The 25,811-nt window shown below is 32.4% G+C and carries 21 protein-coding genes and 2 pseudogenes; 10 read left to right on the top strand and 13 right to left on the bottom strand.

Features of this window, described 5'->3' with window-relative positions; genetic code table 11:
- The first annotated feature begins 1 nt into the window (after position 1).
- The 3 genes from thiF to FNL83_RS02175 all read left to right on the top strand — a co-directional run bounded on the left by thiF (position 2) and on the right by FNL83_RS02175 (position 3,860).
- Positions 2-1,000 carry a thiazole biosynthesis adenylyltransferase ThiF gene (thiF, locus tag FNL83_RS02185; RefSeq protein WP_001831616.1) on the top strand — a complete coding sequence of 333 codons (999 nt, stop codon included), beginning with the start codon at positions 2-4 and terminating at the stop codon, positions 998-1,000.
- A gap of 107 nt (positions 1,001-1,107) precedes the next feature.
- A complete protein-coding gene (gene uptA / locus FNL83_RS02180) occupies positions 1,108-1,722 on the top strand; it encodes an undecaprenyl phosphate transporter UptA (RefSeq protein ID WP_001831584.1) in 615 nt (204 codons plus the stop codon).
- A gap of 173 nt (positions 1,723-1,895) precedes the next feature.
- Positions 1,896-3,860 carry a fructose-1,6-bisphosphatase gene (locus tag FNL83_RS02175; RefSeq protein ID WP_002438166.1) on the top strand — a complete coding sequence of 655 codons (1,965 nt, stop codon included), beginning with the start codon at positions 1,896-1,898 and terminating at the stop codon, positions 3,858-3,860.
- A gap of 222 nt (positions 3,861-4,082) precedes the next feature.
- On the opposite strand, the gene FNL83_RS02170 is transcribed toward FNL83_RS02175, so the two are convergent.
- On the bottom strand, positions 4,083-5,870 hold the full coding sequence (locus FNL83_RS02170; protein ID WP_002456036.1) for a cation:proton antiporter: 1,788 nt from the start codon (positions 5,868-5,870) through the stop codon (positions 4,083-4,085).
- A 347-nt stretch (positions 5,871-6,217) separates the two neighbouring features.
- Here FNL83_RS02170 and FNL83_RS02160 point away from each other — a divergent pair, with 347 nt between their 5' ends.
- Complete coding sequence (locus tag FNL83_RS02160; protein WP_002438159.1) at positions 6,218-7,267, top strand: YkvI family membrane protein; 1,050 nt, start codon at positions 6,218-6,220, stop codon at positions 7,265-7,267.
- Between the two features lie 248 nt (positions 7,268-7,515).
- Entirely contained in the window at positions 7,516-8,940 is a 1,425-nt protein-coding gene (aldA, locus tag FNL83_RS02155; RefSeq protein ID WP_002456035.1) for an aldehyde dehydrogenase, read from the top strand.
- A 70-nt stretch (positions 8,941-9,010) separates the two neighbouring features.
- Here aldA and FNL83_RS02150 read toward each other — a convergent pair.
- Positions 9,011-9,958: pseudogene (locus FNL83_RS02150) on the bottom strand (metal ABC transporter solute-binding protein, Zn/Mn family).
- Between the two features lie 166 nt (positions 9,959-10,124).
- Here FNL83_RS02150 and FNL83_RS02145 point away from each other — a divergent pair.
- Positions 10,125-10,406, top strand: a complete 282-nt coding sequence (locus FNL83_RS02145) for a GNAT family N-acetyltransferase (protein ID WP_001831535.1) — start codon at positions 10,125-10,127, stop codon at positions 10,404-10,406.
- Between the two features lie 261 nt (positions 10,407-10,667).
- Entirely contained in the window at positions 10,668-11,465 is a 798-nt protein-coding gene (locus tag FNL83_RS02140; RefSeq protein WP_002438150.1) for a VOC family protein, read from the top strand.
- A gap of 440 nt (positions 11,466-11,905) precedes the next feature.
- On the opposite strand, the pseudogene FNL83_RS12325 reads toward FNL83_RS02140, so the two are convergent.
- The 3 genes and pseudogenes from FNL83_RS12325 to FNL83_RS02120 all read right to left on the bottom strand — a co-directional run bounded on the left by FNL83_RS12325 (position 11,906) and on the right by FNL83_RS02120 (position 14,942).
- Positions 11,906-12,208, bottom strand: a pseudogene (locus tag FNL83_RS12325) (NINE protein).
- Between the two features lie 200 nt (positions 12,209-12,408).
- A complete protein-coding gene (locus FNL83_RS02130; protein WP_002438147.1) occupies positions 12,409-13,902 on the bottom strand; it encodes an aldehyde dehydrogenase family protein in 1,494 nt (497 codons plus the stop codon).
- A 377-nt stretch (positions 13,903-14,279) separates the two neighbouring features.
- A complete protein-coding gene (locus FNL83_RS02120; protein WP_002438144.1) occupies positions 14,280-14,942 on the bottom strand; it encodes an NAD(P)H-dependent oxidoreductase in 663 nt (220 codons plus the stop codon).
- Positions 14,943-15,188: 246 nt separating this feature from the next.
- Between FNL83_RS02120 and FNL83_RS02115 the strand changes: the two genes are divergently transcribed.
- Positions 15,189-16,181: a D-lactate dehydrogenase gene (locus tag FNL83_RS02115; RefSeq protein ID WP_002456690.1), complete on the top strand. Its 993-nt coding sequence runs from the start codon at positions 15,189-15,191 to the stop codon at positions 16,179-16,181.
- Positions 16,182-16,367: 186 nt separating this feature from the next.
- Here FNL83_RS02115 and FNL83_RS02110 read toward each other — a convergent pair whose 3' ends face one another.
- Both FNL83_RS02110 and srtA read right to left on the bottom strand, forming a co-directional pair.
- The gene (locus tag FNL83_RS02110; RefSeq protein WP_002438142.1) at positions 16,368-17,177 is read right to left on the bottom strand and encodes a Cof-type HAD-IIB family hydrolase; all 810 of its coding nucleotides are present in this window, start codon (positions 17,175-17,177) and stop codon (positions 16,368-16,370) included.
- A 344-nt stretch (positions 17,178-17,521) separates the two neighbouring features.
- Positions 17,522-18,133, bottom strand: coding sequence for a class A sortase SrtA (gene srtA, locus FNL83_RS02105; protein ID WP_002438141.1), 612 nt, complete (start codon positions 18,131-18,133; stop codon positions 17,522-17,524).
- Between the two features lie 175 nt (positions 18,134-18,308).
- Here srtA and FNL83_RS02100 point away from each other — a divergent pair, with 175 nt between their 5' ends.
- A complete protein-coding gene (locus FNL83_RS02100) occupies positions 18,309-18,803 on the top strand; it encodes a GNAT family N-acetyltransferase (RefSeq protein WP_002438140.1) in 495 nt (164 codons plus the stop codon).
- 63 nt (positions 18,804-18,866) lie between these two features.
- Here FNL83_RS02100 and FNL83_RS02095 read toward each other — a convergent pair whose 3' ends face one another.
- Positions 18,867-19,043: a hypothetical protein gene (locus tag FNL83_RS02095; protein WP_002438139.1), complete on the bottom strand. Its 177-nt coding sequence runs from the start codon at positions 19,041-19,043 to the stop codon at positions 18,867-18,869.
- 343 nt (positions 19,044-19,386) lie between these two features.
- Here FNL83_RS02095 and FNL83_RS12010 point away from each other — a divergent pair, with 343 nt between their 5' ends.
- Positions 19,387-19,524, top strand: a complete 138-nt coding sequence (locus tag FNL83_RS12010; protein ID WP_162155653.1) for a hypothetical protein — start codon at positions 19,387-19,389, stop codon at positions 19,522-19,524.
- A 232-nt stretch (positions 19,525-19,756) separates the two neighbouring features.
- Here the strand turns inward: FNL83_RS12010 and sdaAA are convergent, their stop codons facing one another.
- From sdaAA to xylB, 5 genes are all read right to left on the bottom strand, one after another.
- A complete protein-coding gene (gene sdaAA, locus FNL83_RS02090) occupies positions 19,757-20,656 on the bottom strand; it encodes an L-serine ammonia-lyase, iron-sulfur-dependent, subunit alpha (RefSeq protein ID WP_002469061.1) in 900 nt (299 codons plus the stop codon).
- Positions 20,657-20,668: 12 nt separating this feature from the next.
- Entirely contained in the window at positions 20,669-21,349 is a 681-nt protein-coding gene (gene sdaAB / locus FNL83_RS02085; RefSeq protein WP_002493287.1) for an L-serine ammonia-lyase, iron-sulfur-dependent subunit beta, read from the bottom strand.
- 2 nt (positions 21,350-21,351) lie between these two features.
- Positions 21,352-22,395: a PTS sugar transporter subunit IIC gene (locus FNL83_RS02080; protein ID WP_001832326.1), complete on the bottom strand. Its 1,044-nt coding sequence runs from the start codon at positions 22,393-22,395 to the stop codon at positions 21,352-21,354.
- Positions 22,396-23,047: 652 nt separating this feature from the next.
- Positions 23,048-23,833 (bottom strand): hypothetical protein, encoded by a 786-nt coding sequence (locus FNL83_RS02075; protein WP_001832336.1) that lies wholly within the window; start codon positions 23,831-23,833, stop codon positions 23,048-23,050.
- Positions 23,834-24,106: 273 nt separating this feature from the next.
- Positions 24,107-25,597: a xylulokinase gene (gene xylB / locus FNL83_RS02065; RefSeq protein WP_002485370.1), complete on the bottom strand. Its 1,491-nt coding sequence runs from the start codon at positions 25,595-25,597 to the stop codon at positions 24,107-24,109.
- Positions 25,598-25,811 lie beyond the last annotated feature (214 nt).

Raw genomic sequence — 25,811 nt, 5'->3', positions numbered from 1 at the left:
AATGTCGCGTTATGAACGTCAAACACGCTTTGCACCATTTGGAGAAGAGGGTCAGCAAAAGCTATCCTCCTCTCAAATACTTATTTTTGGCGCTGGTGCTTTAGGAAGCCATATTGTAGATCAACTCGCACGCATGGGGGCTCATCATATTGCAATCGTCGATATGGATATTGTTGAAATTTCAAATTTACATCGACAAACACTCTTCGATGAAGAAGACGCACATACTTTAATATCCAAAGTTGAAGCAATCAAGCATAAGGTTAATCAAATTAATATAAATGTCAATCTAACAACTTATGATTTAGAAGTTACTTCATCAAATATCGAAAATTTGATAAAAAATGTCGAACCAGACATCATCATTGATGGCATGGATAACTTCAAAATACGATACCTGATTAATGAGGTTTGTCACAAGTATCAAATCCCATGGGTTTATGGTGCAGCTGTTGGTAGTAAAGGATCAGTATATGGAATAGATCACCAAGGACCATGTCTAAAATGTTTATTGCAAACAATTCCTGACACAGGGGAAAGTTGCGCTATTAATGGCGTAATTCCCCCTGTTATATCAATGATTGCAAGCTATGAAGTAGCAGAGGCCGTACGTTATCTTTCAGGAAAAGGATTTTCAAAGCAATTAATCACTATTGATGCATTTAATATCAATTATAAGTCAATGAATGTAGATGCACTCAAAAATAAAGATTGCCCAGTGTGTGAAAAACATGAATATACGTTACTAGAAAGCCAACAAGAACGTACTATTGAGGACTTGTGTGGGAATGCTTATTTATTTAGATTCCCACCTAAAGCTTTTAAACACGCTGCCCATTTCCCTGGGAATATGGTGAAATCTACTTCCTTTGCCAAATTAATTCAATATCAAACTTATGAATTCACCTTGTTTAAAGATGGTCGTATGAATGCATATGGTATACACAATGATGAAGAAGCACATCACCTATACAATACGTTGTTAAAATCCATACGCTAATTAAAGTAAGATTGTTACCCTTTCAACCTGTTTCTTGTTAAAATGACTTATACTTAACATCAAGTTTACGACAACTCGATTAATTTAAAAGGAGAAACTAACGTTGTATGGAACAAATTATCACTGATTTTATTAGTAAGTGGGGTTATACAGCGATATTCATTTTAATCTTATTAGAGAACGTATTACCTGTCGTTCCATCTGAGATTATTTTAACTTTTGCAGGCTTATTATCTGTGAAATCACACTTATCTATTTGGACATTATTAATCATAGCAACAATTGCTTCATTCATTGGTTTACTCATTTTGTATTATATTTGTAGACTTATCTCAGAAGAGAAATTATATCGTTTCGTTGATCGACATGGTAAGTGGATGAAGTTAAAAAGTAAAGATTTGAAACGGGCAAATGATTGGTTTAAAAAGTATGGTGCATGGGCTGTATTTTTATGTCGTTTTGTCCCAGTACTTCGAGTATTAATTACAATACCTGCTGGCATTAATCGAATGAACGTTATACAGTTTACAACTTTATCTTTAATAGGTACTACAATTTGGAATTTTGCTTTAATACTGCTCGGTCGTTTGCTCAGTGACAGTTTTGACGCTTTGATGAATGGTATTCATACATATTCACGTATCATGTATGTCATTATTATTATTGCAGTCATATATTTTGTTATACGTTATTTAATGAAACGTCGTCGGAGTGTTAAATAAATGTTATGCTAAGTTTTCCGTTTCTTAACGGTTAACTTAGCTTTTTTATTAATTTTAATTTTATGATACGCAATTATTGAAAATTAATTGATTTTTCAAGATAATCTATGTAAGCGCATTATTATAAATAATCGTATCGTTAGGTCGGAAAATATAATTAGAGGTGACTATGCATGACCCATATTACAGAAAGTGAAATGAAACAAAAATATCTAGATTTACTCTCACAAAAATTTGACAGTGCAGAAAAACTTGCTACTGAAATTATTAACTTAGAGTCAATCTTAGAATTACCTAAAGGGACTGAACATTTTGTTAGTGACCTTCATGGTGAATACGAATCTTTCCAACATGTTTTAAGAAACGGATCTGGAAATGTGCGTGCTAAAATTAATGATATCTTCAAAGATAAATTATCCCAGCAAGAAATCAACGACTTAGCAGCATTAGTATACTATCCGGAAGAAAAACTAAAATTAGTTAAAAATAATTTCGATTCAATCGGAACATTAAATATTTGGTATATTACAACCATTCAACGATTAATTGATTTAATTACATATTGCTCATCAAAATATACACGTTCAAAATTACGCAAAGCATTACCTGAACAATACGTTTATATTATTGAAGAGCTACTTTACAAGAGCAATGAATTTCATAATAAAAAGCCTTATTATGAAACATTAGTTAACCAAATTATTGAATTAGAACAATCAGATGATTTGATCATTGGCCTTTCCTATACTGTACAACGTCTAGTCGTAGACCATCTTCATGTCGTGGGCGATATCTATGACCGTGGTCCTAAACCTGATAAAATTATGGATACATTAATAAATTATCATTCTGTAGATATCCAATGGGGAAATCATGATGTATTATGGATTGGCGCCTATGCTGGTTCAAAAGTATGTCTTGCTAACCTACTACGAATCTGTGCACGTTATGATAATTTAGATATTATCGAAGATGCATATGGCATCAATCTACGTCCTTTACTTACGCTTGCTGAAAAGTATTACGATGCTGAAAACCCAGCGTTTAAACCTAAGAAACGACCAGATAAAGACGTCAGTCTTACAAAACGCGAAGAAAGTCAAATCACAAAAATTCATCAAGCAATTGCGATGATTCAATTTAAACTTGAAATGCCTATTATTAAGCGCCGTCCTTCTTTTGAGATGGAAGAACGTTTAGTTTTAGAAAAAATAGATTATGATAATAATGAAATCACTATATATAATAAAACATATCCGCTTAAAGATACTTGTTTCCAAACTGTAAACCCTAACAATCCCGCTGAGTTACTAGCAGAGGAAAAAGAAGTTATGGATAAGCTATTACTTTCATTCCAACAATCTGAAAAATTAAGACGTCATATGTCTTTCCTTATGCGAAAAGGAAAATTATATCTTCCATATAATGGCAACCTTTTAATTCACGGTTGTATTCCCGTCGATGAAAATGGAGAAATGGAATCATTTGAAATTGAAGGTGAACGTTTAAGTGGTCGTGAACTACTCGATGTTTTTGAATATCATGTAAGAAGAGCTTTTGACCATAAAGAATCTACCGAAGACATTTCTACAGATTTAGTATGGTATCTTTGGACAGGTAAATATTCATCTTTATTTGGTAAACGTGCCATGACAACGTTTGAACGTTATTTTATAGAAGATAAAGCATCTCATAAAGAGGAGAAAAATCCTTATTATTACTTACGTGAAGATGTTGATATGATACGTAAAATGTTAAAGGATTTTGGTCTTAATCCAGATGAAGGACGTATCATAAATGGTCATACGCCTGTTAAAGAAATTGATGGTGAAGATCCAATTAAAGCTAATGGTAAAATGTTAGTCATAGATGGAGGATTTTCAAAAGCTTATCAATCAACAACTGGTATTGCCGGATACACACTTTTATATAATTCATTTGGTATGCAATTGGTTGCACATAAAGAGTTCAATAGAAAAGAAAAAGTGTTATCAATGGGGGCAGATGAATTGTCAGTGAAACGCGTTGTAGATGAAGAATTGCAACGTAAAAAAATTAGAGATACCAATATCGGTAAACAACTTCAAGATCAAATTGATATCCTCAAAATTTTAATGCACGACCGATATTTAACATAATATCTTCAAACATATTTTGTAAGTTGATGTGTAATAACATATCTTATCTCCTAATAACTTAAATTGAAAGCGCCCGTACATACACTCATGTACAGGCGCTTAATTCATGTGCTGAAGTATACTTTGTTTTATTTTGAATTAATTAATGGTCACGTCATTGATTATCTTTTCATAAAACAAATTAATTTTTGAAGTATGGCTTTTTGTAACTTACGCAACACATTAAGTTAAATAAGCATTTTTTAAAATACCATAAACACCTGTTTCATGTTCAGGTATATCTCTATTGCTTCGTTTAAACGTCACTTCTTTATCTTCATTGATATGATAGATTAACATATCATTTTCTGTAATTTTTTCATAATCTTCTGCCGGTACTTCAACAATATTATGTTGTGTAATAAATTGATTAAACCAACGTGGGGTATGATTTTCATCAAATAATATATGATTTCTGATTGGACCATTTAAATTGTTTCGTGCTTGCTCATCATTAAAAGATACTGGCATCATATCTACATTATTCAAGCCAAATTCAGGCACCAATTCATTAAATGCTAAACTGTTAAAGATAAACGATTGTGTCATCAAAATACATTTATTATAACGTAATAAATCAGAATAAATTCTATCATTGCTAGATAAAAGATTACCTTTAAATACTTCGAACCCAGCTTCGTGGGCTTTTTCTGATGTGTTTTCAAATAAGTTGAACATCATGACGGGTATACCATGATCCCTTAGATTAATACCAAGATGGAACGAAAATTCACTTTCTCCGACAATGATCACGCCTGGTGGCTCCGTACTTGCTACACCGAACAGTTTACTTAAAGGTGTAAAACCAAATCCATAAATGACTACAGTGATAAATACAAGACCAAAAGTTACTGGTGTAATATATTGAGCCATAGGAATTTTATCGTCCATAAATAAACTTGAGAAGAATTGTGCCACTGTTAAAACCACAATACCTCTAGGCGCCATTAGTGCTACTACTACACGTTCCTTTTTAGTTATTTCAGTACCTAATGTTGAAAGAAGCACTGAAATTGGTCTTACTAATACAATCATAACCAAACTAAAGAGTATGAGCTGCCAAGATAACACATTGAGCAACACATCTTTAGTGAGAGAAGACGTAATTAAAATAAATACAGTACTCACAAGTATAGATGATGCATTATCTATAAAGTGGTCTGATTCTTTAAAGATGAGATCGTGACGTTTTTTACGCGCCATCATTAAGCCAAAAATTGTTACAGCTAGTAAACCTGATTCTGATAATATCTCATCGCAGATACTAAATGTTAAAAGAATAAATACAAGCTGAATGGGTGGCATTAAACTTTGAGGAATTTTATCTTGACCTATAAGCCAATTAAATAGAAAGGCTGCACCAAAACCTATTAAAATTGCAGCTAAGAGTTTCAAGATAAAGAGAATAATAACGACAAAGCCTATCCCTTCCTCAAAAATCTGGAATACATAAAATGCAGTGAGTGCAATAATAGGTCCAATAGGATCTAAGATAATACTTTCCCATCTTAATACTGAATCGACATTTCTTTTTACTTTCGCTTGCTTCAGCAAGGGTTGAATCACGGTTGGACCAGTGATTAGGAATAGTCCTCCGATAACAAATGAAATAGACAGAGGGAAATTCATAGTGACATGTAAAGCGATTGCTCCTAAAATCCATGCAATTCCCGCTCCTATTGTAATAATTCTTATAACAGCTTTAGAAATGCCTTTTAATTCTCTAAAATCTAGATTACTACTACCTTCAAATAATATAATTGCTACAGCAAGAGATACAATTGAACTAAATGCCTCAGGTCCAAGTGCCTCTTTTGGGTTTGCTAGTCCAAAAATAGGTCCTACAAGCAAACCTACGATGGCCATGACAACAATCGATGGCCATTTTATTCTACTCGCTAACCATTGACTAAAAATGCCTAGTGCTAAGAACAATACAATCGTTAGCATCACGGGCAATTCCAATGACATATTAAACACCTTCTTTATTTCTAATTCGATTTATATACTTAATATTGACCTATACTACCAAAAATGCTTTGCAATTGCATTATGATTTGCTTAAAGATAATGTAAACATTTAAATGAAATATATGAATTTAAGTTAGATGGCACTTGACTATACGCATTTATCTGCCATCTTATTTAATCATACCACACTTAAACGTGCACCCTATTTATACAATAGTACATATGTGGCGAACTTTACTGTTTATTTTTTCGGTAAAATCATCTAAAATAGATTAATGTAATTTTTAAAATTTTTGTCAGAAAAATTAATCTAACTTGGATAGCGCTTGAAGGGATTTGTTTATTAAATGAACAATGTTAAAGAATCCATCATTGTTGCCTTCGCCTTTGTAGGCGTTGTAGTTGGAGCAGGATTTGCAACAGGTCAGGAAATCTTTCAGTTCTTCACTAGTCATGGTATTTACAGTATTGGCGGTATTTTTATTACTGGACTTATCTTAACTCTTGGAGGAATATTCGTATTAAATACTGGCTTTCGTCTTAAATCTCAAAATCACTCCGAATCTATTCGTTATTATTTACATCCAACAATAGCTAAATTATTTGATATTATACTTACAGTATTTTTATTTTCTCTAGCAATTATTATGACAGCCGGCGGAGCATCGACTATAAATGAAAGTTTCGGCTTACCTTTTTGGTTAAGTTCTTTCATTTTAGTGATACTTATTTTGATAACATTATTTCTAAAGTTCGATCGTCTTATCGCTGTTTTAGGAGGGGTAACACCATTTCTTGTGGCAGTCGTAGTAATGATTGCAGTGTATTACTTTATTACCGGTGATTTAAACTTTAGTGATGTCAGTCAATATTCAAATCAAAATAAGTCGATTTCACCTGGTTGGTGGTTTGACGCAATTAATTATGCTAGCTTACAAATTGCTGCTGCATTTAGCTTTTTAACTGTAATGGGCGGTAAGCTACGATATCAATCGTCCACAATTTATGGTGGACTTATCGGTGGTATTATTGTGACTTTACTATTACTTTTGATTAATTTTGGTCTTGTTACAGAATTTAATCAAATTAAAGAGGCAGCATTACCATCATTGCTACTTGCTAAGCAGATTTCTCCATCCATTGGTATTATCATGTCTGTCATTATGGTTTTAGTCATATACAATACAGTAGTAGGTTTAATGTACGCCTTTGCATCACGCTTTAGTCGACCGTTTACGAAACGTTATTATATTCTTATAGTTATGATGGCGATAATAACATTTGCTTGTACTTTTGTGGGATTCATTTCTCTCATTGGTAAAGTGTTCCCTATTATGGGACTTTTTGGTTTTATCTTATTGATTCCTGTGATATACAAAGGAATTTTACGAAAATAATAATCTTAGCCTAGGACAAATTGTCTTAGGCTTTTATATTGTCAATAAGGTAAAGAGTTAAACATATACTAAACAAATTTTAATTCTATTAACACTTCCTGTGTGAGTTAACGAATCTATTTAAACACTATTCCACCTTCTTATTGGTTGCTCATTTTCTTGAAGTTCAGGAGAATTTTAATATAAAATAATGCAATTTAAATTTAAAACTGATCTTTCAGGGAATACTTCTAATGGAGGTGTTTAACATGACAAATCAATTATTTATTAACAATGAATTTATAGAAAGTCAGTCTAAAGAGACAATGGATGTCATTAATCCAGCTACTGGCGAGGCATTTGATACTATCACTCTTGCAACTGAAGAGGAAGTAAACGACGCCATTGAAAAATCGCAACAAGCACAACTTGAATGGGAGCGCGTGCCTCAACCTACACGTGCGGAACATGTTAAATTACTTATACCTTTATTAGAAAAAAATCGCGATGAAATAGCTCAATTATACGTAAAAGAACAAGGTAAAACTTTAACGCAAGCTTATGGAGAAATTGACAAATCAATCTCATTTATCGATTATATGACAAGTCTGAGTATGTCAGATAAAGGACGTATTCTACAAAATAGTATTGCAAATGAAACGATTCAAATTATCAATAAACCTATCGGAGTTACTGCTGGTATTGTGCCATGGAACGCACCGATACTTGTCCTTATGCGAAAAGTCATTCCAGCTATAGTAACTGGTTGTTCAGTAGTGATTAAACCTAGTGAAGAGACAACGTTACTCACTCTTCGATTAGCTGAATTATTCAGAGCATCAACTATACCAGCAGGATTGATTCAAATTGTTCCTGGCACTGGAGAAACAGTAGGTACACAATTAGCTTCGCATAAAGACATTCAACTTATTTCTTTAACTGGAAGTATGAGAGCTGGTAAATCTGTTTACGAAAATGCTGCTCAAACTGTAAAGAAAGTAAATTTAGAATTAGGTGGAAACGCACCAGTCATTGTCACATCAAATGCCGATTTAGATAAAGCAGTTGACTATATCGTGACAGCCCGTATAAATAATGCAGGTCAAGTTTGTACGTGCCCTGAACGTATCTTTGTACATGAAGATGTTCACGATGACTTTTTAAATAAAGTAACTTCCAAAATGAAAAGCTTAACTGTTGGAGATCCATTTGATGAAAACACCGATTACGGCGCAATTATTAACCAAAAACAACTTGATAGTATTCATGAAAAGGTTCAAGATGCTATTAAAAATGGTGCAACATTGATGACTGGTGGACATCAATTAAAACGCCATGGTTTCTTCTACGCACCAACGGTATTAGATAGCGTTAGAAAAGACGATAATGTGTTTAAAGATGAAATTTTTGGTCCAGTTCTTGCGATAACAACATACCGCGATTTTGAACAAGTGATTGAAGACGCTAATGATACAAACGCTGGCTTATCTTCTTATATCTTCTCTGAAAATTTAACAGAAGTAATGACAGCAACCGAACGTCTAAAATTTGGTGAAGTATATGCAAATTGTGAGGCTGAAGAAGTCGTTAATGGCTATCACGCAGGTTGGCGTGAATCAGGCTTAGGTGGCGCTGACGGTATTCACGGTTTTGAAGAGTACTACAATACCACAGTAAGTTATATCAGATACTAATGTAATCATTATCATATAACTAACGGGATGGGTTTAACGTTTTATTTAGAACGTTAGACCCACCCCGTTTTTAATTATTGAGTGCGCGATTTAATACGTAAATGTTCTTTTTCATTAATGATTGGTATGAAATTGAATCATCATTTTGCTCCTCTTTAGTCAATACAGCTAAATTATGAAAACTTAATGGTTTAGTATCTGTTTCTTTCTTAATAACATCTGTAATTTTGGAGGTAATATTTTGTTCATATAAAACATAAGGCGCATGCGAATGCTGTATATCTTTAACGATATTCAAAATCTCTTTTTGACTAGGTTCTTCATCATTCATACCTTTAACACCTTGTTGTTTAAAACCATAACGATGCGCTAAATATCCAAGCGAATCGTGTGATATCACAACTTTATCTCTTTTAGAATGCTTCGTTATTGATTGTAGTTGTTAATCAATATGCACAATATCTTTATTTACTATTTTATAATTTTTATTGTAATAAGCTTGATGTTTAGGGTCTTTCTCTATTAATTTCTCTTTAATCATGAAAGCGAATTTTTGATTTAGAACAGGATCTAACCAAACATGAGGATCTTGATTCGATTCTTCATGATGTGAATGATGCTCATGATTTTCATCATGGTCTTTAGAGTGAATAAAATCACTTTGTTTGAGTCCTTCGGCAAGCGCTAATTTCATGCTATTATTGGTCATCGAATTCGTAATCTTTGCAGCGACAGGATCTAATTGATGACTTGAATAGACAAACAGATCACTTTTGGCAATATCAATCATATCTTTTTGTGTTGGTTCATATGAGTGTAAATCAGCACCAGCAGGATAGATTGATTGCGTGTCAACATATTTTCCACCAATCTGTTGTGTCAAACTTTGAAATGCGTATACAGTCGTGTATACTTTCATTTTATTCTTGTCATTAATACTTTCGCGTTTACGATGATCAAAGCTACTGCATCCGCTTAACATTAAAATGATGATTGACACTATAATTAATTTCTTCAATATAAGTGCTCCCTGCTATGACCAATTTATACGCTTATCACTATATCTGTTACATTATAAAAAAGCAATAGTTATCAATATAAATGTAAACTGTAAACTAATTATGTTTGAAAACGTCAAAGCGTGATAAATATAACTATATACAATTTTAAAGGAGTGAACGTCGATGGCTGCAGAAATTAAACAAGGCGATCATAAATTCTATGTAGGTAATGACGAAAATAACCCAAAAGCTGTTATTACATTTAAAGAGGTTGATAACAATGAAATAGACATTGATCATACTGGAGTTTCTGATGAACTCGGTGGACAAGGTCTAGGTAAAAAATTAGTTAATCGTGTTGTTGAACATGCACGAGAAAACAATCTAAAAATTATCGCTTCTTGTCCATTCGCAAAAAACGTATTAGAAAAAGATGATCATGCACAAGATGTTTATCTAGGATAGTTTATGTGAATGTACTCATATCAATTTGAGATATACGTCATTCGCTTATTTCACCGAAAATTTATAGCAGTTGACTAAATATACAATACGTTTATCAAATGGCCACACATATAGTCAACTATGTAAGAGTAGAACTAATTTCAAAATAATTTAGTTCTACTCTTTTATTTAGATTTTATATTAATTCAATATATTAGCTATTTTAATATCTTTTAAGTATATTAATTATACTTATTTTAAAATTGAAAGGAACACGAAACTATGACAAATTTTCATTCTATAGATGCTACACAAGTAACAAACGTCACTTTAAATGTTAAAGATTTAAATAAATTAACTGATTTCTATTCTAATGTATTAGGTTTTTCTATTGAAAAACAAACGAATCAACAAACCGTATTCAACATCGGAAATCTTGGTTATACTTTAACTTTAAATGAACTTAACAACGGTCGACAACCGGAATTTAGAGAAGCAGGGTTATTCCATGTTGCTTATCTTTTACCGACTCGTAGCGATTTAGCAGACTTCCTTTATCATGCTAACAATCTCAACATCGCAATGGGTGGTGGAGATCACCTTGTCAGTGAAGCGCTATATTTCACTGATCCTGAAGGCAATGGTATTGAAGTCTATTATGATCGCCCTTCAGAAGACTGGTTGTGGCGAGACGGTTTTGTCAAAATGGATACATTGGAAGTTGATGTCAATGATTTAATGACTCAACGGTCAAATGAAGGTTGGCAAAGTTGGCCGGAAGAAGGAAAAATCGGGCATTTACATCTCAAAACACACAATTTAGAATCTGCTTATGAATTTTATGTTGAAAAGTTAGGGTTCGAACATATATCTAATTTCCCACAAGCACTATTTATGTCCACTCAAAAGTATCATCATCATATAGCTACAAATACTTGGCAGTCAAATAAGATTAGAACTCAAAATGAACAAACTTATGGTTTATGTCACTTTGACATATATCAACCTAATGCAAATACTACTCATGTTACTTCACCTGAAGGCTTTGACATTACAATTCATGGTAACGAAATAAAATAACTATAATAACTTATCGTAGTTGAATACACACCTTATTTTGAATAAGTTATCCAAGTTACCGACAACTTGCCTTGTCCGTGGAATTTCTCGGTGAAATTCTCTTTGTTGAGGCCCCGAACCCCAACTTGCCTTGTCCGTGGAATTTCTCGGTGAAATTCTCTTTGTTGGGGCCCCGAACCCCAACTTGCCCTGCCCGTTGAATTTCTCGGTGAAATTCTCTTTGTCGGGGCCCCGAACCCCAACTAGCCTTGTCCGTTGAATTTCAACATGTACTTCGTCTTTATGGGGGGTGAAAGTGTTTGATATATGGCAGGTGTATTTTCTAATGGTTTGTCTATATATTAAGAAAACCTGAGACAAGATTGATGTGTACTATACCTCACAATGTTAGAATTTAATCTAACTTTGCGTTGCACTCAATGTCTCAGGTTTTTATAATTTTATTTATTTTTCATTAATTTTATTTCGCTTAAAGCTTGCTGACGTATTCTATCTTCATCTTCTTTAACCCAGTTTGGAATTAAAAAAGCATCAATAATAGCCCAAATTAAAGTAGGAATTCCAAAAGTAAACCAAACAGTTAATAATGTTAAGACTAATAATCCAACTCCACTTCCTACTTTACCATGTTAAATTCTGTGTGCTCCAAATCCTCCTAAAAAGAACCAAAGTACTTAAGATACAGCAGTAGATTTTCCACGATTTGTTACTTGTTGTTCAATATAACTTTTTTCTAGATTCATAAAATCTCTCACAACATTTTCATATTTAAAATGATTGTACCATACAAAATATAAATGCGAATATTAATTTATTATTTTTCACCAGATAAATAAATTTTAGTGTAATAATCAAAAATATTTTCGGCTTTTAATTGAAGTAAAATTTCAACAAAAAACAGGACGCACGCATACGCATGCATCCTGTAAAGTGTCTCGTTTTATTAATATAAACCTTTAGTTTGGTTGCTTGTATCAATAAAGATATTTTTAACTTGTTGATAGTTTTTGATAGCATCTTTATATACTTCGCGCCCAATACCTGATTTTTTATATCCTCCGAATGGCGCACCAGCAGGAATTTGATTATAAGTATTAATCCAAATACGACCTGTTCTCATAGCTTTAGCTACATTTAATGCACGATGAATATCTGTAGTAAAGATACCTCCAGCTAAACCATACTCAGAATCATTTGCAATTTCGATAGCTTCTTGCTCATCATCGAATTTTTCAACTACTACAACTGGACCGAAGATTTCTTCTTGAGCAAGTTGATGTTTGTTATCGTTAATCTCAATAATTGTAGGCTCAAAGAAGTAACCTTTGTCTAAGCCGTTATCTGTGATTCGATGACCACCAGTTAAGATGTTCGCTTTGTCATCTTCTTCAGCAATTTTTATATAACTTTCAATTTTATCTAATTGTTCTGGTCCAGTTTGCGCACTCATTTTAGTATCTTCATCAAATGGATCGCCAACTTTAATATTTTCAAATGCTTCTTTCAATTTTGGCAACAATTCATCGTAAATAGATGATTGTACTAATAATCTTGAACCTGCACTACATACTTCACCTTGGTTAAATAATATACCAAGTTGAACACCTTCAATCACTTGCTCTAAATTAGCATCATCAAAGATAATATTAGCACTTTTACCACCTAGTTCTAATGTTGTAGGAACGATACGTTCAGCACCTGCTTGTGCTACACCGTAACCCACGTCAGTAGAACCTGTAAATGATAACTTATCTACACCTTCATGATGGAAAATAGCGTCTCCTGATTCAGACCCTTTACCAGTTAAGACATTAACTACTCCTTTAGGAAGAACTTCTTGGAAAATTTTAGCAAGTTCAATTAATGATAAAGGCGTTGAAGATGATGGTTGAATTACTACTGTATTACCTGCTGCTAAAGCTGGTCCTAATTTCCATGATGCTAATAAAATTGGGAAGTTCCATGCTACTACTGCACCAACAACTCCAACAGGTTCATTAACAACTAAACTCATTGTGTTTTGATCAATTTCATTAACTGAACCTTCGTCAGTTGTTAAAACGCTAGCAAAATATTTAAATTGATTGGCTGCTTGTGGTACATCAATTGTTGATGTTTCACGATAGGGTTTACCATTTTGCAGTGATTCAACCGTCGCTAAATGTTCAGTTTTCTCATGAATACGTCGACTAATTTCTAATAAATAATCTGCACGTTCTTCTTTAGAAATCTTACTCCAACTATCAAATGCATCATGAGCTGCTTGAACAGCTTTATCTACATCTTTTTTACCAGCGCGTGCAACTTTAGCTAAATCTTCACCATTAGCTGGATTAGAAACAGTTAATGTTTCCCCACTATCACTAGCTTGGAATTCATTGTTAATAAACAAGCCGTAACTTTCATCTATATAATTTCTTACGTTAATATTTGTCATTAAAACCCATCCTTTTTTAGTGATATTTGAAGTAATCGCTTATCCCTAATAAAATGTAAGCGTTTACTTAATGTAATACCTATTTTAACCTCTTTTGTAAATAATGCAAAATTATCTGTTTGCATCATCATTAAAAGCGACTATTGTATGTTGTACCCGCTTTGAGTTTTATTATTCAACGTATAAAAATTCTATTATATTCAACAAAACAACCTGAGACTTCAAGTAAAAGTCTCAGGTTGCTTATATATTAATTATTGATAACTCACTTAATCTTACATTCGTATAATCGTACTAGATTAAAGTTCTCACTATCGTGAGTTAACTATGATATTTAACATAAACCCATGTTATACCCTGGGTTTCATAGAATTTCTTTATTCAATCCAACTAATGATGTCGTCTTCGTTTTGTCTAACTTTGCCGTGTTTAGGTTCTTGTGCTCTGTAACCAAAGCCTACCATAACTGAAATACCAAATTGTTCCGTATCTAAAACACCCTCATCTGAAAGAATTTCAGTCACTTTATCTAAATCAAATCCTTCAATTGGACATGAGTTGATACCTAGTAATGCAGCACTTGTCATCATGTTTGCTAATGCAATATATGTTTGTTTACTCGCCCAATCATATAATGTTCGTTCATTATCGGCAATATGGAAACTTTCTTGGAAATCATCAAATTTATTTTCAACTGCTGGAATTGTACTTTCTTCATATTTTTTGACGCCACGAAGTAAATGTTGCACGTAATCTGTATGAGCCGTCACATTCTTACGAGCAAAAATTAATACAAAGTGACTTGCTGTATCAAGTTGCTTTTGTGCTCCCCAACTATAGGCTTTCAATTTTTCTCTCAATTCTTTATTTTGAACCACTACAAAGTGCCAAGGTTCTAAACCTAGTGAACTTGGAGATAATCTACCTGTTTCTAAAATCGTATTAAAATCTTCATCACTAATTTTTTTCGTAGGGTCAAATTCTTTTGTCGCATGTCTAAAATGGAATGCATCAATAATCGTTTGATTCATCTGATTCATAATCATACCTTCCTCTCTTTACTTCTGTTGATACAAATTATATACGACTTCAAAAAGTAACTAAAGTAATTGATTTCTAATCTCTTCAACTCACTTATATAGTTAGTATAATTTAGAAATTTAAAAGACCTATGAAGTAACTTGTTTAGTGAATTAAATCACATATAATTAAAAAATCATAAGTACTGACTTGTGAATGTTTTTACTATTTATTAATTACAAATTTTAGAAATGGGGTAATTTTTAATGACAAAAATTATGTTTTTCGGCACAAGAGCATATGAGAAGGACATGGCATTACGTTGGGGAAAGAAAAATAATATCGATGTCACTACATCAACAGAACTTTTAAGTGTAGATACTGTCGATCAATTAAAAGATTATGACGGTGTTACAACAATGCAGTTCGGTAAATTAGAACCTGAAGTTTACCCTAAATTAGAGTCCTATGGTATTAAACAAATTGCACAACGTACGGCTGGATTTGATATGTATGACTTAGAACTTGCAAAAAAACATGAAATTATTATCTCGAATATACCTAGTTATTCACCTGAAACAATTGCTGAATATTCGGTATCTATCGCTCTGCAACTCGTACGAAAATTCCCAACAATTGAAAAACGTGTGCAAGCACATAATTTCACATGGGCGTCCCCTATTATGTCTCGTCCAGTAAAAAATATGACTGTAGCAATCATCGGTACAGGGCGTATTGGTGCTGCAACTGGTAAAATCTATGCTGGTTTTGGTGCGAGAGTAGTTGGTTATGATGCATATCCTAATCATTCTTTATCTTTCTTAGAATATAAAGAAACAGTAGAGGATGCAATTAAAGATGCTGATATTATCTCATTACATGTACCCGCTAATAAAGATAGTTTCCATTTATTTGATAACAATATGTTTAAAAATGTTAAAAAAGGTGCCGTTTTAGTCAATGCCGCAAGAGGAGCTGTGATAAACACGCCTGATTTAATTGAAGCAGTAAATAATGGTACATTATCAGGTGCTGCCATTGACACATATGAAAATGAAGCTAATTATTTCACATTTGATTGTTCAAATCAAACGATTGACGACCCAATATTATTAGACCTAATTAGAAATGAAAATATTTTAGTTACACCTCATATTGCCTTTTTCTCCGATGAAGCAGTACAAAATTTAGTAGAGGGTGGTTTGAATGCAGCATTATCAGTAATTAATACTGGCACATGTGATACGCGATTAAACTAATACGAATAAAGTCAGTAATCACTGTAATCAAGATATTATTTATCATTATTTCAATTTACTTAACCTATATCATTACATCACAATATCACTTGGTATTGTTGCGAATAAAATAAAAAAGACTTTACTTTTCTAAAAAAATGGTTAAGTGTCTGTACATGTTAACGTTTCAGACATTTAACCATTTTATTATTTATTGGAATAACCGAGAACAACATTTTCGATTGTTGATAGTACGCCTTGTTCATCATTGGAAGGTGCCACATGACTCGCTATATCAAATAATGATTGATCTTCACTATTAGCCATAACATAACTATGTTCGGCAAGCTCCAACATATCTTTATCGTTATTTGCATCTCCAAATGCCATTAAATGTGAAGCAGGCATTTGCCATTCTTTTAATAATCTAGACAAAGCTTGACCCTTAGTCATATTTGGCATAATAACATCTATACTATCTCTCCCACTTGATACTAGTTTAATATCGTCTTTAAACTTAAGAGCTAATTTCTCATCTAAGTCTGGATGAGTCTGACGATTTATATTGAAAGCAATTTTCACATAATCATCATCAGGTAATGTTTGTAAGGAGTCAACCTCTATTAGTTGGTGATAATATGTACGTGCATCTTGCTTAAATGCTTCGCTTGTTTCTTTTAAAATATATGCACTTTTTACACCACAAATAATCAAATTGTTTATCTTTTGATTCAAATTTAAATAATTTACAACTTTTTGAAAAATATACTGATCAAAACTTCGATAATTGTAAAGTTGATTACCTTTATAGATGACTGCTCCATTTTCAGATATAAAGAACATTTCCCTATCTCCAAAAATTGATTTTAGCTTTGCAAATTGATTCCCACTCGCAGCTATAAACTTAATATTTTTATCTATTAATTCTTTAAAAATAGTTTCAAAACGATTTCGATCAAACTGTTTATTTGTGTCAAGAAATGTTCCATCCATATCTACCGCAATGGCTTTAATCATCGTTAATCCCCCTATCTATAGATTAAAATTCATAATCATTATATAGCTGTTGGATTTGGTATTGAAGCAATATCAAATATAGTGAAAACATATTCATATATTGAAATTGTTTTCAACATAAAAAATAATTACCTTTGTCATTCACACTATCGCTTAATATATAAGATAAATCTCTTATTTTCATTTATATAACTTGAATCAAAAATATTAAAAAGAGCCAAGGACATTCACTTTGTCCTCGACCCTCTAATCAATAAGTTATTAAAATTTATTTTAACAAAGCATCTTCTCGAAGAAGAACATAATTAATACAGTTTATTACGTATCTTTCACTTATAAGAATATTAGTTAATTTGTGTAGCTATGAATATTTTCCTTGTTTCCCAAACACCCGTTTCTTCGTTATAGTCATCGCAAGTAATTAATGTTAATTGATTTTTCTTATTAGGATGTTCGTCTAATACCTTAACCTCTGTAGGCTTAACATCACGTATTTTAGTTATTTTATACTTTCTAGTTTGATTTCCAGTTTTAAAATACACTTTACTACCGATTTTGGCTGATTTTAAATTTGTAAATTGATAGTGCGAACGATCTGTAAACGTATGACCAGCAATTGAAATATTCTGTTGATTAAGAGATTCGTCACCTTCTGCAAAACTAACACCTCTATTGAGTTGTTCTGGTGTTGCTGGACCAGGGTATACTGGTTCTTTTATTTGTGCATCTGGAACTTCTATATAACCAGCCATTTTAGATTTATCGGAAGGTATCTTTGGCGTCGATTTAGATGTCTTTGTCTGTTCTTTTTCCTTTTTATCATAATTTTCAATTTTATAATCGTTATCTTTTTCATGTAGATAATTATCGATATATGGCTTTGAGAATAAATAAATAGCTAAAATGATTAACAATACGCCTATTAAGGTGATTAATCTATTCATCCACTGCTTCATTTATGTTACTCCTTTATATTTATTTCGCAAATTATATAATTTTAGTTTAGTATAGCATTAAATTAAAAATTCAACATTACATGATATGAAATAGATGAGAATGCATATTAACCTCTGAAAATGACGCACTATCTATTGAATGAGAATAATAATTTTAAAGATTTGAGGAATTGAGATGATTAGATTTGCGCGACTAGAAGATCTTCAAGGTATTTTGACAATTTATAATGATGCCATCCTTAATACAACAGCTGTTTATACGTATAAGCCACAACAATTAGATGAACGTCTTCAATGGTATCAATCTAAAGCAAAAATAAACGAACCTATATGGGTTTATGAAAAAGAAGGGAAAGTAGTTGGTTTTGCCACTTATGGTTCCTTTAGACAATGGCCGGCCTATTTATATACTATTGAACATTCTATATATGTTCATCAACAGTACAGAGGACTAGGTATCGCTTCTCAATTATTAGAGAATTTAATTCGTTACGCTAAAGAACAAGGTTATCGCACTATTGTTGCTGGGATTGATGCATCGAACATGGATAGTATCGCATTGCATAAGAAGTTTGACTTCTCACATGCAGGTACAATTAAAAATGTAGGTTATAAATTTGATCGATGGCTCGATTTATCATTTTATCAATATGATTTATCTGATTCATAAAAAAAGTGTAGAGTTATTATTAAATAAGTTAATCCAAAAAGATACTCTTTATTTTTTATTTCTTCAGTCTTCTTTTTTATTTTCAATAACAAAACGAATGTAATAGAACATAAAAACAATTATCATGCTCAATGATAATGATTTAAATAGCAAGTTGGGCCATGTTCCCTCGATAGTCCATAAATAAGTTATCGTCGTGTTAATGATGAATGCGATGAAAATCAAAAATAATCTCAGCATTTCATCAACCCCTTTTTAGCTATTTTATGTCGTTGTCAGAAAATTTGCAATATACAAAGACTGGGACATAATTCCTAGCAAAATAGCCAGTAAATGAGTTTTCATAAATTCATTTACTGGCTTCTTTATTTATAATACTACGTATTGTTGGCTCGCTTTCCTAGGGGACAGCTTCAGCCTGTAGTCTTCAACTTGTCCTGTTCCCTCAAGAGTCTCGCCAAAATACTTTGTGCTTATATGTAATTTTATATTAAAATACTTTAAAAAATATGGCCCTTTCGTATAATTTAATAAATACCAATAAACTAATTTAACGAGGTGCCTTATGTATAAAGAATATAACATGACTCAACATACTCTACCAATAGAAAGTTCAGTTCTTATCCCCACAAATAATATTTCACGACATGTAAATGATATTGTAGAAACAATTCCCGATACTAAATTCGATGAATTCAGACATCATCGTGGCTTAATATAAGAAAAGTAACAGCTCAACGAACTAAAAATCATCAAAAAAATTATAAAAAAGACAATTCCTATATTATTTCAATAGAAATTGTCTTTTTTTACTTATCTTGAACCTTTTTGTCCCAGCCTCTTCTTAATATAAAAACTTTGTCTTTTATAATTTTTTTCTTAATTTTTAACAGCTTTTATTACAAAAATGCTCAAGCTTTATAATTTACAAAGCCTGAGCATTTGAATCTTAATTATTTATTTTTAACCATGTTGTCTGCTTCGCCGAATATTTTACGTTTAATTTTTTCGCCAGTAGGTGTACCTGCTAAACCGCCTAAACCTGTTTCTCTTAATGATGCAGGTAAATTACGACCTACTCTATCCATAGCACCTATGACTTCATCAACTGGAATTTGACTTTCAACTCCAGCTAGTGCAAGGTCTGCAGATATTAATGCATTTCCTGAACCAATAGCATTACGCATTACACATGGAATTTCAACTAAACCAGCAACTGGATCGCAAACTAAGCCTAATAAGTTACTAATTGCCAATGCCATGGCATGTCCTGATTGTTCTGGTGACCCGTTAAAAATTGATACTGCAGCAGCTGCAGCCATTGCAGATGCCGAACCCACTTCGGCTTGACAACCACCAGTTGCACCGGCAACGCTCGCGTTGTTTGCAACTACTCGCCCGAATAAAGCTGATGTGAATAGAAAATCTATCATTTGATCTTCAGTAATATTATGAGTTTTTTCTAATTTAAATATTACGCCGGGAATCGTTCCCGAGGAACCAGCTGTCGGAGTAGCACAAATAATACCCATTGCTGCATTGACTTCGTTCGTTGCAACTGCACCTTTGACTGCATCAATCATTTCATGACCTGATAATGCATGATTATTCTCGTTGTAATCTCGAAGTTTAGCAGCATCATGACCTGTATAACCTGTTACACTTTCCACACCATCGCCAGTCGTACCTTTTTCAACTGCCTCACGCATAACATTTAAGTTTTGTCTCATTAAATCACGCACTTCTTCGCGAGATTTACCTTCTCTTTCCATTTCATCATTAATCATCATATCAGCAAAACTGATGTTATTTTCAACTGAATAATCTATTGTCTCTCTAATTGAATCAAACATGTTAATCCCCCTCTATTTGATATAGGAAACGTTTAAATCACTATGTTTATCTTTAATAATATTTAATGCTGATTCTGAGATTGCTTTATTTAAAGGAAATACAACTAAACCTTCATTATCATTTGTTTCTATTAATTCTTCACCTAAGTCTAAGTCCATATCTGATAAATCATTAATAAGATGATTTATTTTAGCTTTATTCATATTTCCATCTATAACTAACATTGGAAGCCCATGATTTAGTTCCACATTTAAACCATTTACATTGATACCTTTTAGTTTGATTGTACCGCCACCAATAGAAATACCTATCACTTCTATATAACGTCCGTCTTTCGTATTTGCTTTGATATAAGCACAGTTAGGATGTTGACCAATACTTTCTCCTTCATCTTCAATAATATCAATTGTAATATTTTCATCTTTTGCTATGTCTAAGGATGATTTAATTCTACTATCGAAAGTGCTGTAGCCCATAGCACCACCGACAATAGCAACGTCTGTACCATGCCCTTGATGCGTTTTAGCAAAAGATTCATAATAACGAATTTCTATATGCTTAGGCATATCTCCTAACACAGCTCTCGCTGAATTACCAATTTTTACTGCACCTGCTGTATGAGAACTTGAAGGTCCCATCATTACTGGTCCAATAATATCGAAAGCACTTTGATAATCATAGCTTTTAGCCATCATTAAACACTCTCCTTAACTTGGTTTTTTCTACGTGGTAACTTGAATCCGACATTCATCAAGTTAAATTTATTAATAATAGCACTAATAACGTACGCTAATATCACACTTGCAATTGCTACTGCGATAATTGTAATTGTAGATCTTACAGCGTCGTTAAAGCCATAAAGTACAATAGCACCTGCTATAGGTGTTGCCATACCTTTAATATCAATAATTAGTCCACTGTATGTGACAATACAAGCATTTACAACACCAATAATGGCATTCGCACCAAACAGTTGTAGTGGATATTTGGCAATTAAGTCAATTTGAGTTAACGGTTCTACAAATACCGCGAAGGCATTACCTTTATTACCAATTTTTAATTTGCTAAATAAGATTCCATTAACAAAAGATGCTCCTGTACATGTTAATGCACCAATTGCCATTGGAATACCAGTTAAACCTAATAAGCTTGTAAGCACCATTGAGCTTAATGGCGTCATACCAGTTACAGGAATAACAAGTCCTAAAATGACTGCTAATGCATATGGGTTGTTATCACCTACTGAAGTGATTGCACTACCAATTTGTTTAAGTACTGCAATAACCCCTGGAGAAATTAAGTTTGCAAGACCAAATGTAACTGCTGGAGCCAATAAAATAACAACAATTAAATCTAGTCCCTCTGGAACTTTTTTCTCAACAAACTTGATTCCAAATGCAACAACATACGCTGCGATAAACGCAGGTAATAATTTTGAGTCATGTAATACTAAACCTACAATGACTGCAAATACTGGAGACACTTCTAACTTTAGACAAGTTAATATACCAACAGCTATACCACTTAAACTCCCTGCTAGATCACCAATTTCTTGGAAAAATTTAACATGGAATACGCCACCAATTGCGTAACTTAAGAACGCCTGTGGTAAAAACGTGGCACAAGCAGCCCCTGATAAAGCTTGTAAACCTTGTTTACCATATGGCGCAAAATTTAAGAAAAGCGTCATGATAATAAGAACGAGTACTAAAGTCCCTACTCCTAAAATAATATCCATTTCCCCAAAACCTTCTTTCTTTATTTTTAGGCCATAGTTATCGTACACCCTAAAGAAAGCGATTTCAACAATTTATTGAACACAATTAAGTCTATATTGTGAATTAATTCACAAAATCGTTTTAATAGTCTTCCTAAAACATTTATATACACGAATTTTATATTTTACGATAGTTTCAAATTACTTTTTTTAGTTAATTGGTTTTATTTATCTACTTTAAATACTGTAAAAGTAAAAAGTTAATCACAATGATTCAATATTTTGTCAATGCATAACTAAGATGACTCCATGTATTCTAACGCTAAAAGTCATGTTTGTAAAAAATTAGTCACAATTAAAAAAGGAGCGGAACTGAATTCATCTAAAAATTCTATGTCCCGCTCTATCGCTCTTATTGACTGAGTTTATAAAAAACTTTATGAACCAAAAATTCCATTTCAATCAATGATTGCGAAAAGATTGAGAATCTACACGTAATTTTATGGTATAGATTCTAAGCAATATGAATGTTTATGTTAAATAATGTGTTTTAATGACTTAATATCAAATAAATGAAACGAATTTTATCATACTTTAACCTTCTTATAACTTACCTTTCGTACCTTTTATGGTGGTGCTCGACATCTCACTATCAAATATTTTAAGTGTCTATTTAATTTTTTGTATGGCATTGCGAGTAAAAATAATATTGACTCAATGAATATTCTTGTCTCGCGAGATGTTCAGGTAATTGAAATATAAGTAAAAAAAGCTTTTGTATATGGAAAATAAGATCATTCAAAGACGGTATTGTGAAGGTATTTGAGATTTCGAGATATTGGAAATCTCTATGCCATGCGTGGATGCTATATTGTAATGGATATAAATGGTCTTGCTGTTCGTGATAGTTTAAATCAACCTTTATGATATAGTTTGGTAGTTTTATTTCGAAAGAATTATTCTTTAGAGAAACAGGAACTTGACATTTGGTAATTTCGTTGATTAATTTTTGTAATAGACAAATTAAAATATCATTGTCTTTATCAGAGCTTTGAGGTGGTGTAATTTCTTTACGAATAGAATGCTGATCTAAGGGGAATTTGAGCTTTAAACAATGTTTTTGAGATTGTAACTTTAGACTTTTCATTCTAGAATAAGCACTCAAAATTAAATGTATTTGCTGACGTGGATAAAAATGCAGGAAACTTAATTGTTCATTGTTAATAGGGGTCGGAATTTCATCCTTTAAATGAATATAACAATTGTCTACGCGATTCTTAGGCTTCATAATTTTACTTCCTCGCAATGTTTTTCGAAGTTGATGAATCGGTGGAATAGATATTTGATGCTCTTCAATTATCATTAATAAGTTATAATAATCTATTTCATTCAAGTAGGCAAACGTTCTTGGCGTAACATATTGTAACTTTTCATATAATTCTTGTTTTGAAATAAACATAGTATCATCCTCTCGATGCTTATATAGTCTTGATTGCTCAAATCTTAAAAATGATACCTATATTAAACGTATAATTTAAATCAATGTCAATATTCATTTTAATAATTAAATTTTTACTTATCATTTTTAGTAGACAGTTTTTCAATTTTTGAACTTTTCTTCGACATAATTGTATTTACTGTTAATAAATATAATTATTTTTTTCATTTCCTTATAATTGACTATAATAAAAAGACTCATCGCCATTAAAAGTGAGCGATAAGTCTTTAATATTTAATTCGTTATCGTTAACAAATCAGCAGTAAGCTGTTTCGTTTGTTTATATATAGCTTCATAAACTGAATAGTATTGTTCATAAAGGTCATGATTTTCATTATTCGGCTCAAACACCTCGTCTACTTTAATAAATGCCTCTACACAAGACTCAATTGTTTTAAACCATCCTAGACCGTATGCCGCTAAAATTGCCGCTCCCATGCTTGGGCCTTCTTCATGCTTCAATCTTTTTATTTGCACATTAAAAATATCAGCTTGAAGTTGTAACCAAAATCTACTCTTAGCACCACCACCGATTGAAGTGATAGAGTTCATTTCATGACCAGCTCGTCTCATAATCTTTATAGAATCATATAAAGAATACGTTATGCCTTCGATTACTGCTCTCGCAAAGTCAGCTTTAGTATGTTGCCCACTGATACCTATAAAACTTCCACGTATTTGAGCATCACCATGTGGCGTACGTTCTCCAGCTAAGTAAGGTGTAAATAGTAGTCCATTGGCACCTATCTTTGAAGATGCAGCTAAATTTAAAATCTCTTCAAAAGATTCATTTTCAAAAAAAGTTTGTTTTAACCAGTTTAAACTATAGCCTGCTGCCAACGTTACTCCCATTGCGTAATAAGTATCTGGAACACTATGATTGAATAAGTGTAAATTACTATCATATGAGGTCACACGTTGGTATTCAACATTTAATACAACACCTGAAGTACCTATGCTACATAATGCACTTTTATCATGGATGACACCAGCACCAATTGCACCACATGCATTATCACCACCCCCAGCATATACAGCAACATCACTAGATAATCCTAATTCTTTAGCCAGTGATGAAGTTACATTTCCAACATACGAATGTGATTTTACTAAGGGTGGATAGATATCACCAATGTTAAATGTATCTCCAACATCTTTTGTCCATTCATAATTCTCAGGATTGAATAATAATGTACTACATGCATCACTATATTCCATATGAATTGTCTGCGTTAAGCAATAACGTAAATAATCTTTAGGCAACATAAAAACATCAACTCGATTCCAAATTTCAGGTTCATGTTGTTGTACCCATAACATTTTAGGAAGTGTAAATCCTTCTAATATCGGATTGTAATTCAATCTTTCACCATATATATCTTCAATTTGTCTACATTGTATTGAATTTCTAGTATCATTCCATAAAATCGCTTTTCTCAAAGGAATGCCATTATCATCAACTATGACCAACCCATGCATTTGACCTGAAAAAGAAATCCCCTTTACTATCTTATCTGACATTTCTGTTGATTGAATTAATTCTTTTATCCCTTTCTTAGTAGCCTCAAACCATTCATTAGGGTCTTGTTCGCTATAACCAGGATGCTCTTGGTATAACTTTAATGTTTCGCTTACTGATTCAATGACATTTCCTAGTTGATCAACAGCAATAATTTTTATTGCGCTTGTGCCTAAATCAATTCCTAGAACTACTTCTTTCACCATCGTTCACCCTTTGTTTAAAAAGTTAATTAAGTATAAATATATCATAAATAGTTAGAACGAGAATTAAAACTTAAAATTAAAAGGTATTCATTACACTATATGAGGGTGTGGAGAAGAATTCGTGTTAAATTTCGTCATCGTCGTGCAACTGGCTTAATCTGTTCGATTTTTCTATAATCTCTTTTTATTGGGCCTTTGACATTATTTAAACAGT

The sequence above is a fragment of the Staphylococcus epidermidis genome (assembly GCF_006742205.1).
In the GTDB taxonomy this organism is placed as follows: domain Bacteria; phylum Bacillota; class Bacilli; order Staphylococcales; family Staphylococcaceae; genus Staphylococcus; species Staphylococcus epidermidis.
Note: the sequence above shows the minus strand (reverse complement) of the source record. Positions and strands in the feature narration are given on the sequence as shown.

Coding starts and splice junctions, on each gene's coding strand:
- FNL83_RS02140 (WP_002438150.1), top strand. CDS start 10,668: ATGACAAATTTTCATTCTATAGATGCTACACAAGTAACAAACGTCACT.
- sdaAB (WP_002493287.1), bottom strand. CDS start 21,349: ATGGCTAAAAGCTATGATTATCAAAGTGCTTTCGATATTATTGGACCA.
- FNL83_RS02115 (WP_002456690.1), top strand. CDS start 15,189: ATGACAAAAATTATGTTTTTCGGCACAAGAGCATATGAGAAGGACATG.
- sdaAA (WP_002469061.1), bottom strand. CDS start 20,656: ATGTTTGATTCAATTAGAGAGACAATAGATTATTCAGTTGAAAATAAC.
- uptA (WP_001831584.1), top strand. CDS start 1,108: ATGGAACAAATTATCACTGATTTTATTAGTAAGTGGGGTTATACAGCG.
- FNL83_RS02075 (WP_001832336.1), bottom strand. CDS start 23,833: ATGTTTATTTCAAAACAAGAATTATATGAAAAGTTACAATATGTTACG.
- FNL83_RS02120 (WP_002438144.1), bottom strand. CDS start 14,942: ATGAATCAGATGAATCAAACGATTATTGATGCATTCCATTTTAGACAT.
- FNL83_RS02170 (WP_002456036.1), bottom strand. CDS start 5,870: ATGTCATTGGAATTGCCCGTGATGCTAACGATTGTATTGTTCTTAGCA.
- FNL83_RS02080 (WP_001832326.1), bottom strand. CDS start 22,395: ATGGATATTATTTTAGGAGTAGGGACTTTAGTACTCGTTCTTATTATC.
- xylB (WP_002485370.1), bottom strand. CDS start 25,597: ATGGTGAAAGAAGTAGTTCTAGGAATTGATTTAGGCACAAGCGCAATA.
- aldA (WP_002456035.1), top strand. CDS start 7,516: ATGACAAATCAATTATTTATTAACAATGAATTTATAGAAAGTCAGTCT.
- FNL83_RS02130 (WP_002438147.1), bottom strand. CDS start 13,902: ATGACAAATATTAACGTAAGAAATTATATAGATGAAAGTTACGGCTTG.
- FNL83_RS12010 (WP_162155653.1), top strand. CDS start 19,387: ATGACTCAACATACTCTACCAATAGAAAGTTCAGTTCTTATCCCCACA.
- FNL83_RS02175 (WP_002438166.1), top strand. CDS start 1,896: ATGACCCATATTACAGAAAGTGAAATGAAACAAAAATATCTAGATTTA.
- srtA (WP_002438141.1), bottom strand. CDS start 18,133: ATGAAGCAGTGGATGAATAGATTAATCACCTTAATAGGCGTATTGTTA.
- FNL83_RS02110 (WP_002438142.1), bottom strand. CDS start 17,177: ATGATTAAAGCCATTGCGGTAGATATGGATGGAACATTTCTTGACACA.
- thiF (WP_001831616.1), top strand. CDS start 2: ATGTCGCGTTATGAACGTCAAACACGCTTTGCACCATTTGGAGAAGAG.
- FNL83_RS02095 (WP_002438139.1), bottom strand. CDS start 19,043: ATGCTGAGATTATTTTTGATTTTCATCGCATTCATCATTAACACGACG.
- FNL83_RS02160 (WP_002438159.1), top strand. CDS start 6,218: ATGAACAATGTTAAAGAATCCATCATTGTTGCCTTCGCCTTTGTAGGC.
- FNL83_RS02145 (WP_001831535.1), top strand. CDS start 10,125: ATGGCTGCAGAAATTAAACAAGGCGATCATAAATTCTATGTAGGTAAT.
- FNL83_RS02100 (WP_002438140.1), top strand. CDS start 18,309: ATGATTAGATTTGCGCGACTAGAAGATCTTCAAGGTATTTTGACAATT.